Origin of the sequence: Pseudomonas atagonensis (genome assembly GCF_011369485.1) — a bacterium.
Taxonomy (GTDB): domain Bacteria; phylum Pseudomonadota; class Gammaproteobacteria; order Pseudomonadales; family Pseudomonadaceae; genus Aquipseudomonas; species Aquipseudomonas atagonensis.
Genome location: NZ_VXCA01000010.1, coordinates 57,208 through 71,634, shown reverse-complemented (window position 1 = coordinate 71,634; position 14,427 = coordinate 57,208). Strand labels below are relative to the sequence as shown.

The following is a 14,427-nucleotide window of genomic DNA, read 5'->3' as shown; positions in this document are numbered from 1 at the left end:
CGCAGGCGGGCGTCCGGGCCCCCACTTTCCCGCAACCAAGACCCTCACCCTCACGGCGAGTGGATTTATCCCCCTTGGGCTGCCCCGCAGGCGTCAAAACCTGCACATGCGGTCTAACCGTTATGCCGCGCCACCTGGTTGTGGCGCAGCTTCGCACCCCAACGGGGCTAACTCCCGTCGCCACGTCGGACCACCCAAGCATCCCGACGCCACTTTGGCTAAAATGCCGGCCTTTTCCACCGACACCGCCGGAACCGCCGTGAGCAAAGAACCCGATCGCATTTTCGCCCAGCCCCTGGACAAGGTGCCTGACTTCGCCTTCAACGAAGACGTGGTGCGGGTGTTCCCGGACATGATCAAGCGCTCGGTACCAGGTTACCCGACCATCGTCGAAAACCTCGGCGTGCTCGCGGCGCAATTCGCTCAGCCGAACACGGTGCTCTACGACCTCGGCGCCTCCCTCGGTGCGGTCACTCAAGCCCTGCGCCGCCATGTGCGCACCGACGGTTGCCGGGTCATCGCGGTGGATAACTCCGCTGCGATGGTCGAGCGTTGCCGTGAATACCTCAACGGTCAGGACTCGATGTTCCAGGAGTTGCTGCCGGTCGAGGTAATCGAAGGCGACATCCTCGCCCTCGATTTCAAACCGGCCTCGGTGGTGGCGCTTAACTTCACCCTGCAATTCATCGCCCCGGAGCAGCGCACCGCGTTGCTCGCACGCATCCGCCAATCGTTGCTGCCCGGCGGCGCGTTGATTCTGTCGGAGAAGCTGCGCTTCAACGATGCAGAAGAACATGCGTTGCTGACCGATCTGCACGTCGCGTTCAAACGCGCCAACGGCTACAGCGAACTGGAAATCGCCCAGAAGCGCAGCGCCATCGAAAACGTCATGAAGCCCGACAGCCTCGAAGAACACCGCGAGCGCCTGCTGGCCGCCGGGTTCTCGAAAGTCGTGCCGTGGTTCCAGTGTCTTAACTTTGCCTCGTTGATTGCCTTGCCATGATTGATCTGTCCCCCCTCGCCCGCCGCCTGGCCGGCACGCCGCTGGCCGAATGGGCCAACACCCTGCAAGTGCAACTCGACAAGAAAATGGAGAAAGGCCACGGCGATCTGGAGCGCTGGCAAAGTGCGCTGGATGCCTTGCCGAAAATTCAGCCGAGCGAAGTCGACCTGCTCAACGGCCTGAAGCTGGATACCGATTGCGACGATGAAACCCGCGCGCAAATGCGCACCGCGCTAATGGGCCTGTCCCCGTGGCGCAAGGGGCCGTTCGATCTGTTCGGCGTGCACGTCGACACCGAATGGCGCTCGGACTGGAAGTGGTCGCGGGTTTCTCCGCATCTGGATCTGAGGGGCAAACGCATCCTCGATGTCGGTTGCGGCAACGGCTACTACATGTGGCGCATGCTCGGTGCTGGCGCCGACAGCGTGATCGGCGTTGACCCGAACTGGCTGTTTTTTTGCCAGTTCCAGGCCGTGCAGCGTTACTTGTCCGAACCGAATGCCTGGCACCTGCCGTTCCCGTTCGAAGACCTGCCACCGAACCTGGAAGGCTTCGACACGGTGTTTTCGATGGGTGTGTTCTATCACCGTCGCTCGCCGATCGAGCATTTGCTGGCGCTGAAAGATTGCCTCGTCAAGGGCGGCGAGCTGGTGCTGGAAACACTGGTGGTCGAAGGCGACAAGCATCAGGTGCTAGTGCCGGAAGACCGCTACGCGCAGATGCGTAACGTGTGGTTCCTGCCGTCGGTGCCGGCGCTGGAATTGTGGTTGCGTCGTGCCGGGTTTACCGACATTCGCTGCGTTGATGTCAGCATGACAACGGTCGATGAGCAGCGTGGGACTGAGTGGATGAAGTATCAGTCATTGAGTGACTTCCTTGATCCGCAAGACCACAGCAAGACGATTGAAGGGCTGCCGGCGCCGATGCGGGCGGTCATCGTCGCGAAGAAATAACCCGCTCTCCCAAACACCACGGTGAGCCCACCCCTCACCCCAGCCCTCTCCCCAAGGAGAGGGAGCCGATCTTGGAGCTTTTCAAAACTTAAGTTCGACTCGATAACTCAGGTCGGCGGATCTCGCCTATCCAATCCGGTCAGTCCCCTCTCCCTCTGGGAGAGGGTTAGGGTGAGGGGCTTTTGGCTCGACGAGCCCGGAAGAACTCAGTCAACACCGCGCCACATTCCTCCGCCAACACCCCGCCTTCATACAACACTCGATGGTTGAGAAAGCCCTGAGTGAAGAACTGCCCCTGACTCTGCACAATCCCGGCTTTCGGCTCCAGCGCGCCATACACCACACGCGCCACCCGCGAGTGCACGATCAAACCCGCGCACATGCTGCACGGCTCCAGCGTCACGTAGAGCGTACTGCCCGGCAGACGATAGTTGTCCACGGCTTGCGCGGCGGTGCGGATCGCGACCATCTCCGCGTGAGCGCTCGGGTCGCTGGTACTGATGGGACAGTTGAAACCACGGCCGATGATCTCGCCATCCTGCACCAGCACCGCGCCCACCGGCACTTCACCCAGCGCCGCACCTTGCTCGGCGAGGATCAGCGCCTCCTGCATGAATTCGCGATCACGGCTGCGGTCGATGATCGCCGCGGGGCGAATCTGGCGCATCACTTCACCTCGATGGCGGCCATCAGGCCGGTTTCCATATGGTCGATCACGTGGCAGTGGAACATCCATACCCCCGGGTTATCCGCCACCAGCGCCACTTGTGCGCGCTCGTTCTTGCCCAGCAGATAGGTGTCGGTGAAGTACGGAATGATCTTGTGCCGGTTCGACGCAATCACCTTGAAGCTCATGCCGTGCAGATGGATCGGGTGCTGGTACTGGGTCATGTTCTTCAGTTCGAAAATATAGCTCTGCCCCAGTTTCAGGCTGGCGATCGGCCGATCGGCGCAGGTTTTGTCGGTGATGTCCCAGGCCTTGCCGTTGATCTGCCACAGGCTTGGCGGCTTGCCGTTTTCGGTGTTGACCGAGACCGAGCCGACCCATTCGAAATTGAAGTTGAGTTTCTCGGCATTGGCCAGGTCCGGCTCAGCCACCGGGTTGGCCGGCAGCGCCTTGGGCCAGTCAGTCGGCGCATCGTTATTAGCCACCGAACGCAGGGTACCCAGGCGCACCGGGCCGTTGCGCAATGACAACTCTTCGCCTGCCGCCGGCGCCTTGATCGCCAGACAAATGCGCATGCCGGGGCCGAGCCAGTATTCCTTGCCCAATGGCCGTGGTTCGACCGGGTTGCCATCCAATGCGTAGATCTTCGCTTCGACACCGGGAATGTTGATGCGATACGTCAGGGTGTTGTCGAGATTGAGCAAACGCACGCGAGTGATCTGCCCGGCCGGCAATTCGATCACCGGCGAAGGCACGCCATTAATCGTCGAAAGACGCCCTGCCGTACCGCCACGCGCCGCTTCACGGGGAATGCTGAACTCGACGAAATTGCCTTCGTCGTCGATGTGCCAGTTCTTCAGGCTCAGGGTCTTTTCGTACTTGAACCCGGTCGGTTCGCGCTCTTCAATGATCAGCGGCCCGACCAGACCACGCCCCAGCTCTTCGCTGCTGCTGACATGCGGGTGGTACCAGTAGCTGCCGGCATCCGGCACGCGGAATTTGTAGTCGAAGTATTCGCCCGGCAGCACCGGCAGTTGCGACACGTACGGCACGCCGTCCATCTCCAGCGGCAGGCGGATGCCGTGCCAGTGAATGGTCGTCGCCACCGGCAAATGGTTGATGAAGCGCACCCGCAACCATTCACCCTGCCGCACGCGCAACTCGGTGCCCGGCGCCGACGGGCCGAACGCCCAGGCCTCGGTCTTGTGCCCCGGCACCAGCTCAACGTCCAGTGGCGCGGCGATCAACTCATAGTCGTGCCCCGCGTTGGCATCAGCCATCTTGCCCAGCCAGTAACGCGACGCGCCCCCCGCCCCCACACCAACGACAACAAGACCGGCAAGGCCACCGAGGATTTGGCGACGGGTAAAGGACATGAACTCAACTACCTCACGTATCTGCGGCGGGCACCGGGCCCGCAAAAGGCGAATACGATACACCCGCAGTTGTGAAAGAAACAGCAAAGTAGCCGTGACCACAGGCCGCAGGCCCGTAAATCCAGAGAGCGACATAAACGCAAAAAGCCGTGTGAACTCACGTTCACACGGCTTTTTTATCCAGCACTCAAACCATCAAGGTTTGCGCAGGATCACTCCCACTCAATCGTCGCCGGCGGCTTGCTCGACACGTCGTAAGTGACGCGCGAAATGCCTTCGATTTCATTGATGATGCGGCCGGAGACGGTTTCCAGCAGCTCGTAAGGCAGGTGCGCCCAACGTGCGGTCATGAAGTCGATGGTTTCCACGGCACGCAGGGCCACGACCCAGGCGTAACGACGGCCATCGCCGACCACGCCAACCGATTTCACTGGCTGGAACACGACGAAGGCCTGGCTGACTTTGTGGTACCAGTCGGCCTTGCGCAGTTCTTCGATGAAGATGTGGTCGGCACGACGCAGCAGGTCGGCGTATTCCTTCTTCACTTCACCGAGGATGCGCACGCCCAGGCCCGGGCCCGGGAATGGGTGACGGTAGACCATGTCGTACGGCAGGCCCAGTTCCAGGCCCAGACGACGGACTTCGTCCTTGAACAGTTCGCGCAGTGGCTCGACCAGTTTCAGGTTCATCTCTTCCGGCAGGCCGCCCACGTTGTGGTGCGACTTGATCACGTGCGCCTTGCCGCTTTTCGCGCCAGCCGACTCGATCACGTCCGGGTAGATGGTGCCCTGAGCAAGGTACTTGATATTGTCCAGCTTGCAGGATTCGGCATCGAACACGTCGATGAAGGTACGGCCGATGATCTTGCGCTTCTTCTCTGGATCCGCTTCGCCGGCCAGGTTGTTCAGGAACTGGTCTTCAGCGTTGGCGCGGATCACCTTGACGCCCATGTTCTCGGCGAACATGGCCATCACTTGCTCGCCTTCGTGCAGACGCAGCAGGCCGTTGTCGACGAAGACGCAAGTCAGCTGATCGCCAATGGCTTTGTGCAGCAGTGCGGCAACGACCGAGGAGTCAACGCCACCGGACAGGCCCAGCAGCACGTTGTCGGTGCCGACTTGTGCGCGGATGTTGGCGATGGCGTCTTCAGCGATCTTCGACGGCGTCCACAGGGCTTCACAGCCGCAGATGTCGAGAACGAAGCGCGACAGGATGCGACCGCCCTGCTTGGTGTGGGTCACTTCCGGGTGGAACTGCACGCCGTAGTAAGCACGCTCGTCGTTGAACATGCCGGCGATCGGGCAGCTCGGGGTGCTGGCGAGGATGTGGAAGTCTTCCGGCATCTTGGTGACTTTGTCACCGTGGCTCATCCACACGTCGAGGCCGAACAGGCCGTCGGCATCGATGTGGTCTTCGATGCCGTCGAGCAGACGGCTCTTGCCGACCACGTCAACGCGGGCGTAACCGAACTCACGCAGCTCGGAACCTTCAACCTTGCCGCCCAGTTGCTCGGCCATGGTCTGCATGCCATAGCAGATACCGAAAACCGGCACGCCCAGATCAAACACCGCTTGCGGGCAACGCGGGCTGTTGGCTTCGTGTACGGACTCGGGGCCGCCGGCGAGGATGACGCCTTTAGGCGCGAATTCGCGGATCGCATCTTCGTCCATGTCGAACGGGTGCAGTTCGCAGTACACACCGATCTCACGCACGCGGCGGGCGATCAGTTGGGTGTATTGCGAACCGAAGTCGAGGATCAGGATGCGGTGAGCGTGAATGTCGAGGGCCATGATTCAGTCTCGTCTAAGTAATTCAGAAACAGTCGTGATTCAGAAACAACTCGGGGCTGAATAAAACAGCCCCGGTTATTAAACGTTTTGCTTGAAGCCTCAACCTACGCGGTAGTTTGGCGCTTCTTTGGTGATCTGCACGTCGTGAACGTGGGATTCGGCCATACCGGCGCCGGTGATCCGCACGAACTCAGGCTTGGTGCGCATCTCTTCGATGTCGGCACTGCCGGTGTAACCCATCGAGGAACGCAGACCGCCCATCAACTGGTGAATGATCGCGCTCAGGGTGCCTTTGTACGGCACACGGCCTTCGATGCCTTCCGGAACGAGCTTCTCGGCACCTGCCGAGGAGTCCTGGAAGTAACGGTCGGAAGAGCCTTGAGCCTGGGACATGGCGCCCAGCGAACCCATGCCACGATAGGCCTTGTACGAACGGCCCTGGAACAGTTCGATCTCGCCCGGTGCTTCTTCGGTACCGGCGAACATCGAGCCCATCATCACGCAGGAAGCACCGGCCACGATGGCCTTGGACAGGTCACCGGAGAAACGGATGCCGCCGTCGGCGATCAACGGAACGCCAGTGCCTTCAAGGGCAGCGGCAACGTTGGCGATGGCACTGATTTGCGGGACGCCGACACCGGCGACAATACGGGTGGTGCAGATCGAGCCAGGGCCGATACCGACCTTGACCGCGTCGGCGCCGGCTTCGGCCAGAGCCTTGGCGGCTGCGCCGGTGGCGATGTTGCCGCCGATCACCTGCACTTCAGGGAAGTTCTCTTTGACCCAGCGAACGCGATCGATCACGCCTTTGGAGTGACCGTGCGCGGTGTCGACCACCACCACGTCCACACCGGCGTTGACCAGGGCTGCAACGCGGTCACCGGTGTCTTTACCGGTACCGACTGCAGCGCCAACGCGCAGACGACCTTGATCGTCCTTGCTGGCCAGCGGGTAGGCTTTGGCTTTTTCGATGTCTTTGACGGTCATCATGCCTTTGAGGGCAAAGTTGTCATCGACGATCAGAACTTTTTCCAGGCGGTGCTTGTGCAGCAGCTCGCGGACTTCGTTCTTGTTGGCGCCTTCGCGCACGGTGACCAGACGCTCTTTAGGCGTCATCACTTCGCGTACGGTGGCTTCCAGACGGGTTTCGAAACGCACGTCACGGGAAGTGACGATGCCGACCAGGTCGCCATCGTGCAGTACCGGAACGCCGGAAATATTGTGCATGCGGGTCAATTCGAACAGATCACGAACCGTGGCGTCTGCCTCGATGGTGATCGGATCCTTGACGACGCCGGCTTCGAACTTCTTGACCTTGCGAACTTCGGCAGCTTGCTGCTCGATGGTCATGTTCTTGTGGATAATGCCGATGCCACCTTCCTGAGCCATGGCGATTGCCAGACGGGCTTCAGTAACGGTGTCCATGGCGGCAGAAACCAGAGGAATGTTCAGCTCGATGCCACGGGTAAGGCGGGTCTTGAGACTGACTTCGTTAGGAAGCACCTCGGAATAACCAGGCACTAGGAGAATGTCGTCGAATGTCAGAGCTTCTTGGCTGATACGCAGCATCGCGGGGGCTCCCGAGCGGGAAAATGGAAGCGCGCCATTATAGTCAGACACCCCCCGCTGTTCAATGTAAAACTCAGCCTAATATCAATGTTGCTGATGTACGGGAATGCCGGCCCTTACAGTTCCACCTTGACCCAAGAGACAGGTTGATCCAGCCAATCGGCGAATTCGTCGATAAAGCTCTGCTTGAATCCCGCCTCCAGCCAGTTGTTGAAGATGAAACCGAGGTTGGAAAACGCACACTCCTGCAGGAACAGAAAGCCGTTGATGTCGTCTTCATGCCCGCATTCCGGGCAAGTGAAGTTGTCGGTGCGCCCCGGCATCCACTCTTCCAGGCTTTCGAACAGCGCCTCGCCGACTTCGCGGCGGCACTCGGCGCAACCGGCCTCTTCGAGAAAGCCCTTGGCCGGGGTGTAGATGCAGCGTTTGGTGACGATTTCCAACCCGTTGATCGGCTCACCGAACGGCAACGCCTGCGGGTGCAGCACCACGGCGCGGGCGCCGTCGGCAATCGCGTAAGCCATGCGGTTGCCGGTTCGGCCGCATGTCGTCAGCTCTTCCTTGATGATGTTTTTGCGCACCAGCCAGCGCACGATCGCCCGAGCCCGGGGTTCGTGGACCGGCAAGGTGGAGATTTTCGGAACGATGATGCTTTGCGAATTCATGGAAAGTCCTGCGGTATGGCTTCTGACGCCTTCGCGAGCAAGTCAGCTCCCACAGGATTCTCCGTCGCTCATACATCCTGTGTACACCTGAGAAACCTGTGGGAGCTGGCTTGCCAGCGAAGAGATCCTAAAGGCCGGCAGCTTAATCCCTGAGACCATCCGGTCAAGTGCTTAAATAGCGCCCGATCAACGCAATCCCGCTCGCCAGCACCAACCACGTCACCAGCCGCACAAACGCCTCGCGAGACAAGCGCATCGTCAAACGCCGCCCGATCCACAACCCCAGCGCCATCGCCGGCAACAGACACAGCGCCAGCATCAACAAGGGTAGCTCGGCATACACACCGGCGATGGCGAACAGACTCAGGCGCACCACCGTGCTGCAACTGATCAGCGCACTTTGCGTGGCTCGCGCCGCATCCTTTGGCAAGCGACTATTGAGATAGATCGCATAGAGAAAGCCGCCACTGCCGAACAGCGCACCGAACAAGCCACCGACCGTGCCCATCGGCACCGCCCACGCCGCTGACAATTGTGCCGGCCGCGCTTTGACCCACAGGCTGTAAACCGCATAAGCGCTGATGAACAACCCCATCAACAGCAACAACAGATCGGACTTGAGGTTGAGCAGGAAGATCACCCCCAACGTACAACCGACCGCCATGCACGGCAGCAGTCGCTGCAACTCGGGTTTGGCCACGTTTTTGCGCGACGGCAGCAGATTGCCGAACGCCGCGACGAAATCCAGCAACACCAGCAGCGGCACAATCTTCGACAGTGGCATGAACACGATCAGGATCGGCCCGGCCACCAGCGCCGTGCCGAATCCGGCAATGCCGAACACGATGTATGCCAGCGCAATGCCCAGCCCGATGATCACCCAGCCCTGCAGACCCCACGTCCACTCACTCAACAATCCCGCCACGCTCATTAATGCGCTTCCTTGATAAGCCTGAGAAGACTTTAGCCAGCGCCGAGCGTTGCGACTAATATCTTCAAAGTCGTCAAGCCATCTCGAAAAGGCATACCTGTGCTGTCAACCCGTCAGTTGCGTTACTTCGTGGAGATCGCCGAGTGCGGCAGCTTCAGCGCTGCGGCAGAGCGTTTGTTCATTGCCCAATCGGCGCTGAGCCGACAGATCAAGGAAATGGAAACTCAGCTGCAAACGTCGTTGTTCGAACGCACGGGTCGCCAGCCCCGGCTGACGGCGGCGGGCGAAGCCTTTTTGCCGCGTGCGAGAAATCTGCTCAATGAGTTGAACAAGGCCAGCACCCTGGCGACCGAAATCGGCCAGGGCCAGCGCGGCACCTTGCGGCTGTGTCATTCCAGCACCGTACCGATCAGCGGCCAACTGTTGCGCGATATGAGCACTTACCTGGAGCTGCAGCCCGGTGTCTCGCTGGACATTGGCACGTTGTCTTCAGAGGCGCAGCTCGAAGAACTGGCCGAGGGACGACTCGACATCGGATTGTTGCGACTGCCGGTGTTGCGCCAGCGCGAGGGCGTTCAGGTTATACCGCTCTACACCGAGCGTTTGCTGCTTGCAGTGCCAGCGGAGCATCGACTGGCGAAGGCTGATGCCGTTGATCTGGCGCAATTGAAGGATGAAGCGTTCATCTCAATCCCGCATCCGCAGCGCGGCGGGCTGAGCTATTTGTGCGCTGATCTGTGCATGCGTCACGGCTTCTTCCCACAGGCTGCGCGGGTGATGTCGCGCAAGACCACGCAGCTGCAATTGATTCAGGCCGGATTCGGCATCGCCCTGTTGCCGGAATCGATGCAGGACATCGCGCCTGCCGGTGTGAGATTTGTGCCACTGGCGGGCAATTGTGAGAGCACGGTCGCACTCGCTTTTCGGCAAAATCCCACACCATTGCTGCAACACTTCCTCCAGACATTCACGGGCAAATGCCTTTAAACTGCGCCCCATGATTAAAGATCCCTTTTCAAGGCTCGGCCTTGACCGTGAAGTCCTGACCGTCAGCCAACTCAACGGCCGCGCGCGGGTGTTGCTCGAAGACGTGTTCAGCAACATCTGGGTCGAAGGCGAAATCTCCAACCTCGCCCGCCCGGCGTCCGGCCACGTGTATTTCACGCTCAAGGACAGCGGCGCGCAGGTGCGTTGTGCACTGTTCCGGCAGAACGCTGCGCGGGTGCGTCAGGCGCTGAAGGATGGCCTGGCGGTGAAGGTGCGTGGCAAGGTCTCACTGTTCGAGGGCCGTGGCGACTATCAGTTGATTCTCGACACCGTCGAGCCGGCCGGTGATGGCGCGTTGCGTCTGGCCTTCGATGCGCTGAAGGAAAAACTCAGCGCCGAGGGCTTGTTCAGTGCCGAACGCAAAGTGCCGCTGCCAGCCCATCCGCAGCGCATCGGCATCATCAGTTCGCCGACCGGCGCAGTGATTCGCGACATCATTAGCGTGTTCCGCCGCCGGGCGCCGCAAGTGCAACTGACGTTGATTCCTACCGCCGTGCAGGGCCGCGAAGCCACCGCGCAGATCGTCCGCGCCCTGAAGCTGGCCGACGCCCGTGGTTTCGATGCATTGATCCTCGCCCGTGGCGGCGGCTCGCTGGAAGACCTCTGGTGCTTCAACGAAGAGGCCGTGGCCCGCGCAGTCGATGCCTGCGTGACGCCGATTGTCAGCGCTGTCGGCCATGAAACCGACGTGTCGATCAGCGACTTTGTCGCCGACGTGCGCGCGCCGACGCCGTCCGCCGCCGCCGAGTTGCTGGCCCCGGACTCCAGTCATCTGATCCGCCAGGTCGAAAGCCTGCATCGTCGTTTGGTCATGCGCATGCGTGATCGCTTGATGCGCGACCGTCTGCGCCTGGAAGGCATGGCCCGTCGCCTGCGTCATCCCGGCGAACGCCTGCGCCAGCAGGCACAACGCCTGGATGACCTGGACATGCGCATGCGCCGGGCGTTCGAGCGCCAGCTCAACACCCGCCGCGAACGCCTGATTCGCCTGGAAACGCGTCTTGCCGGGCAACATCCGGGACGGCAACTGGCATTGCTGCGCCAGCGCCTCGACAGCCTCGCCGAACGCTTGCCGCGAGCCATGCGCGAAGGGCTGAAGAGCCGTCGTCTGCAACTGCACAGTCAGATGCAGACGCTGCATGTGGTCAGCCCACTGGCGACCCTCGGCCGGGGTTACAGCATTCTGCTCGACGAGCGCGGCAACGCGATTCGCAATGCCGCGCAGACCCACACCGGCCAGCGCCTCAAAGCCAGACTGGGCGAAGGCGAACTGCAAGTGCGCGTCGAAGACAATCACCTGACGCCTGTCACCCTTTCATTACTGGACTGATCCATGCCGCGTTTTCTGGCTCCACTGTTTTTGCTGTGCCTGACCTTCAATGCTCACGCCGACAGTTACATCACCCGCCTGCTGAATAAACCGGTGCCGGGCGGTGTCGCAGTGGTTGATCTGGGCGCGGCCGCGCAGGCGCCGAAAGCCACGTATCAGGGCAAACCGGTGCTGGTGGTAAAGGAGCAGAACAACTGGCTGGCGATTGTCGGCGTGCCGCTGACGGTCAAACCCGGCGCACAGCAAATCAGCAGCGCTGGACGCAATCTGCCGTTCACGGTCGGCAACAAGAAATACCCGGAACAACACATCACGCTGAAGAACACCCAACAGGTCAATCCGAACCCGGCCAACCTCAAGCGCATCGAGGGCGAACTGGCCGAGCAGATCAAGGCTTACCGCAGCTTCAGCCCGAATACGCCGAGCAACCTGCTGCTGGACAAGCCGGTGAACGGGCCGCTGTCGAGCAAGTTCGGTGTGCGCCGCTTCTTCAACGGTGAGGAGCGCAACCCCCATGCCGGACTCGATTTCGCGGTGCCAGCGGGTACGCCGATCAAGACCCCGGCGGCCGGCAAGGTGATTCTCACCGGCAACTATTTCTTTAACGGCAACACGGTGTTTGTCGATCACGGACAGGGCTTCATCAGCATGTTCTGTCACATGTCGAAAATCGATGTGAAAGTCGGAGACCAACTCGCCCGTGGGGCGGTGGTAGGCAAAGTGGGATCGACGGGCCGGGCCACCGGGCCGCACATGCACTGGAACATCAGCCTGAACGATGCGCGGGTGGATCCGGCGATTTTCATTGGTGCATTCCAGCCCTGATTTCTCGGTGAAGGCTGCTGGCCTCTTCGGGAGCAAGCCCCCTCCCACAAGTTTCTCCGGTGTGCACAAGATTTGCGAACATCCCGGATCATTGTGGGAGGGGGCTTGCTCCCGAAGGCGGTCTTTCTTACACCGAAATATGCACAGACAAACCACTCACCGAAATCATGAAGAACCCATCATCCTGAATTGCGCAGCTATCGAACCCTGCGCAAAACCAACAACGATCTGTTGCCTTAAGCACAATAAAATCGCGTAAAACCTCGCTTTCCGGGTATTCCTCTCAATTTTTTTCGACTGCTTGCCATCCTCTCCCCTCGCGGTTAGGGTTGAAGGCATGAAAACCTCTCACACCCTTATTCAGCTTCGCCAGCACCGCAGCCTGTGCCTCGTCAGCGCACGACTGCCGGGCTGAATTGCTGCGCCTCGTCCCACGCTTTTCCAAGAAGATTCGTTCCACCGGCAGGCCGCCTCTTTTCGGCCCAGACAATAAGGAATTTCCCGATGAGCATGCTCAAAGATCCGTCTTCGAAATACCGCGCGTTTCCCGTCATCAACCTGCCGGATCGTACCTGGCCGTCGAAAACCATCGACGCTGCGCCGATCTGGTGCAGCTCCGACCTGCGTGATGGCAACCAGTCGCTGATCGAGCCAATGGACGCGGTGAAAAAGCTGCGTTTCTGGAAGACGCTTGTGCAGGTCGGTGTGAAAGAAATCGAAGCGTCGTTCCCGGCCGCTTCGCAAACCGACTTCGACTTCGTGCGTACCCTCATCGAAGAAGGCCACATCCCGGACGACACCACCATTCAGGTGCTGACCCAGGGCCGTGAAGACTTGATCGAGCGCACCTTCGAATCCCTGCGCGGGGCGAAGAAAGCCATCGTTCACCTGTACAACGCCACCTCGCCTTCTTTCCGTCGCATTGTCTTCAACCAGGACAAGGACGGCATCAAGGCGATCGCGGTCAACGCTGCCAAGCTGTTCGTCAAATACGCAGCGATGCAACCGGACACCGAGTGGACGTTCGAATACTCGCCGGAAACCTTCAGCGCCACCGAGCTTGAGTTCGCCAAGGAAGTCTGTGACGCCGTGATCGAGGTCTGGAACCCGACGCCTGAGCACAAGATCATCCTCAACCTGCCGGCCACCGTTGAATGCGCGACGCCGAACGTTTACGCCGATCAGATCGAGTGGTTCCACCGCAACATCAACCGCCGTGACAGCGTGATCATCAGCCTGCACACCCACAACGACCGTGGCACTGGCGTGGCCGCCACCGAGCTGGGCCTGATGGCCGGCGCCGACCGCGTCGAAGGCTGCCTGTTCGGTAACGGCGAGCGTACCGGTAACGTCGACCTCGTCACCGTGGCACTGAACATGTACACCCAGGGCCTCGACCCGCAACTGGACTTCTCCGACATCGACGGCGTGCGCAAAGTCGTCGAAGAGTGCAACCAGATCCAGGTTCACCCACGTCACCCATACGTCGGCGACCTGGTTCACACCGCATTCTCCGGTTCCCACCAAGACGCGATCCGCAAGGGCTTCGCCCAGCAGAAATCCGACGCCCTGTGGGAAGTGCCGTACTTGCCGATCGACCCGGCCGACATCGGTCGCAGCTACGAGGCGGTGATTCGCGTCAACAGCCAGTCGGGCAAGGGTGGCATCGCCTACTTGCTGGAGCAGGAATACGGCATCAGCCTGCCACGTCGCATGCAGATCGAGTTCAGCCAGGTCGTGCAGCGTGAAACCGATCGTCTCGGCCTGGAAATGACCGCCAAGCAGATTCACTCGCTGTTGATCAGCGAATACCTGCAAGCCAACACCCCGTACGCGCTGGTCAGCCATCGCCTGCAGGAAGAAAACGGCAACAGCAATGTTGAAGTGGAAGTGGCGAGCAAAGGTCAGGGCGAAACCAACCTGCACTGGCGCGGTAAAGGCAACGGTGCGCTGGAAGCACTGGTGGCCGGCCTGCCGATTCCGGTCGAGATCATGGACTACAACGAACACGCCATCGGTGCGGGTACCAATGCCAAAGCCGCGGCTTACATCGAGCTGCGTGTGAACGGCGAGCGCGCGGTACACGGCGTGGGCATCGATGAAAACATCACCACCGCCAGCTTCAAGGCGTTGTTCAGTGCACTGAACCGCTCCCTGAGCCAGCCGGAAGCGAAAGCGGCTTAGGCTGTTACTGAAATGCAAAAGACCCCGGGGTGCGAACTCCGGGGCCTTTTTTTGCCTGCTGTTTTTGTATTGCCTGATCGGGCCTCT

12 protein-coding genes are annotated in these 14,427 nt (G+C 60.5%); 6 read left to right on the top strand and 6 right to left on the bottom strand.

All coding sequences use genetic code 11. The features are described from left to right. The first annotated feature begins 223 nt into the window (after positions 1-223). Both cmoA and cmoB read left to right on the top strand, forming a co-directional pair. The gene (gene cmoA / locus F2P67_RS07160; protein ID WP_178120911.1) at positions 224-1,003 is read left to right on the top strand and encodes a carboxy-S-adenosyl-L-methionine synthase CmoA; all 780 of its coding nucleotides are present in this window, start codon (positions 224-226) and stop codon (positions 1,001-1,003) included. Then, positions 1,000-1,956: a tRNA 5-methoxyuridine(34)/uridine 5-oxyacetic acid(34) synthase CmoB gene (cmoB, locus tag F2P67_RS07155; RefSeq protein ID WP_166218935.1), complete on the top strand. Its 957-nt coding sequence runs from the start codon at positions 1,000-1,002 to the stop codon at positions 1,954-1,956. Before cmoA ends, cmoB begins: the two co-directional genes overlap by 4 nt. 166 nt (positions 1,957-2,122) lie before the next feature. Here the strand turns inward: cmoB and tadA are convergent, their stop codons facing one another. From tadA to F2P67_RS07125, 6 genes are all read right to left on the bottom strand, one after another. Beyond that, the gene (gene tadA / locus F2P67_RS07150) at positions 2,123-2,623 is read right to left on the bottom strand and encodes a tRNA adenosine(34) deaminase TadA (RefSeq protein WP_166218933.1); all 501 of its coding nucleotides are present in this window, start codon (positions 2,621-2,623) and stop codon (positions 2,123-2,125) included. Continuing rightward, entirely contained in the window at positions 2,623-3,999 is a 1,377-nt protein-coding gene (locus F2P67_RS07145; protein ID WP_166218931.1) for a multicopper oxidase family protein, read from the bottom strand. Before F2P67_RS07145 ends, tadA begins: the two co-directional genes overlap by 1 nt. 212 nt (positions 4,000-4,211) lie before the next feature. After that, a complete protein-coding gene (gene guaA, locus F2P67_RS07140) occupies positions 4,212-5,789 on the bottom strand; it encodes a glutamine-hydrolyzing GMP synthase (protein ID WP_108590389.1) in 1,578 nt (525 codons plus the stop codon). A gap of 99 nt (positions 5,790-5,888) precedes the next feature. Next, the gene (gene guaB / locus F2P67_RS07135; protein WP_166218929.1) at positions 5,889-7,358 is read right to left on the bottom strand and encodes an IMP dehydrogenase; all 1,470 of its coding nucleotides are present in this window, start codon (positions 7,356-7,358) and stop codon (positions 5,889-5,891) included. A 116-nt stretch (positions 7,359-7,474) separates the two neighbouring features. Next, positions 7,475-8,023, bottom strand: coding sequence for a sugar ABC transporter ATPase (locus tag F2P67_RS07130; protein ID WP_166218927.1), 549 nt, complete (start codon positions 8,021-8,023; stop codon positions 7,475-7,477). 163 nt (positions 8,024-8,186) lie between these two features. Next, positions 8,187-8,954 (bottom strand): sulfite exporter TauE/SafE family protein, encoded by a 768-nt coding sequence (locus F2P67_RS07125; protein WP_166218925.1) that lies wholly within the window; start codon positions 8,952-8,954, stop codon positions 8,187-8,189. A gap of 99 nt (positions 8,955-9,053) precedes the next feature. On the opposite strand from F2P67_RS07125, the gene F2P67_RS07120 reads away from it, so the two are divergent. From F2P67_RS07120 to leuA, 4 genes are all read left to right on the top strand, one after another. Then, positions 9,054-9,941 (top strand): LysR substrate-binding domain-containing protein, encoded by an 888-nt coding sequence (locus F2P67_RS07120; RefSeq protein ID WP_166218923.1) that lies wholly within the window; start codon positions 9,054-9,056, stop codon positions 9,939-9,941. 10 nt (positions 9,942-9,951) lie between these two features. Beyond that, positions 9,952-11,331: an exodeoxyribonuclease VII large subunit gene (gene xseA, locus F2P67_RS07115; RefSeq protein ID WP_166218921.1), complete on the top strand. Its 1,380-nt coding sequence runs from the start codon at positions 9,952-9,954 to the stop codon at positions 11,329-11,331. 3 nt (positions 11,332-11,334) lie between these two features. Next, positions 11,335-12,156 (top strand): peptidoglycan DD-metalloendopeptidase family protein, encoded by an 822-nt coding sequence (locus F2P67_RS07110; RefSeq protein WP_166218920.1) that lies wholly within the window; start codon positions 11,335-11,337, stop codon positions 12,154-12,156. A gap of 504 nt (positions 12,157-12,660) precedes the next feature. Then, a complete protein-coding gene (leuA, locus tag F2P67_RS07105; RefSeq protein WP_166218918.1) occupies positions 12,661-14,340 on the top strand; it encodes a 2-isopropylmalate synthase in 1,680 nt (559 codons plus the stop codon). Positions 14,341-14,427: the final 87 nt, after the last annotated feature.

What these genes read in the sequence shown, in the direction of transcription:
- cmoA (WP_178120911.1), top strand. Translation starts at nt 224, where the DNA reads ATGCCGGCCTTTTCCACCGACACCGCCGGAACCGCCGTGAGCAAAGAA.
- cmoB (WP_166218935.1), top strand. Translation starts at nt 1,000, where the DNA reads ATGATTGATCTGTCCCCCCTCGCCCGCCGCCTGGCCGGCACGCCGCTG.
- tadA (WP_166218933.1), bottom strand. Translation starts at nt 2,623, where the DNA reads ATGCGCCAGATTCGCCCCGCGGCGATCATCGACCGCAGCCGTGATCGC.
- F2P67_RS07145 (WP_166218931.1), bottom strand. Translation starts at nt 3,999, where the DNA reads ATGTCCTTTACCCGTCGCCAAATCCTCGGTGGCCTTGCCGGTCTTGTT.
- guaA (WP_108590389.1), bottom strand. Translation starts at nt 5,789, where the DNA reads ATGGCCCTCGACATTCACGCTCACCGCATCCTGATCCTCGACTTCGGT.
- guaB (WP_166218929.1), bottom strand. Translation starts at nt 7,358, where the DNA reads ATGCTGCGTATCAGCCAAGAAGCTCTGACATTCGACGACATTCTCCTA.
- F2P67_RS07130 (WP_166218927.1), bottom strand. Translation starts at nt 8,023, where the DNA reads ATGAATTCGCAAAGCATCATCGTTCCGAAAATCTCCACCTTGCCGGTC.
- F2P67_RS07125 (WP_166218925.1), bottom strand. Translation starts at nt 8,954, where the DNA reads ATGAGCGTGGCGGGATTGTTGAGTGAGTGGACGTGGGGTCTGCAGGGC.
- xseA (WP_166218921.1), top strand. Translation starts at nt 9,952, where the DNA reads ATGATTAAAGATCCCTTTTCAAGGCTCGGCCTTGACCGTGAAGTCCTG.
- F2P67_RS07110 (WP_166218920.1), top strand. Translation starts at nt 11,335, where the DNA reads ATGCCGCGTTTTCTGGCTCCACTGTTTTTGCTGTGCCTGACCTTCAAT.
- leuA (WP_166218918.1), top strand. Translation starts at nt 12,661, where the DNA reads ATGAGCATGCTCAAAGATCCGTCTTCGAAATACCGCGCGTTTCCCGTC.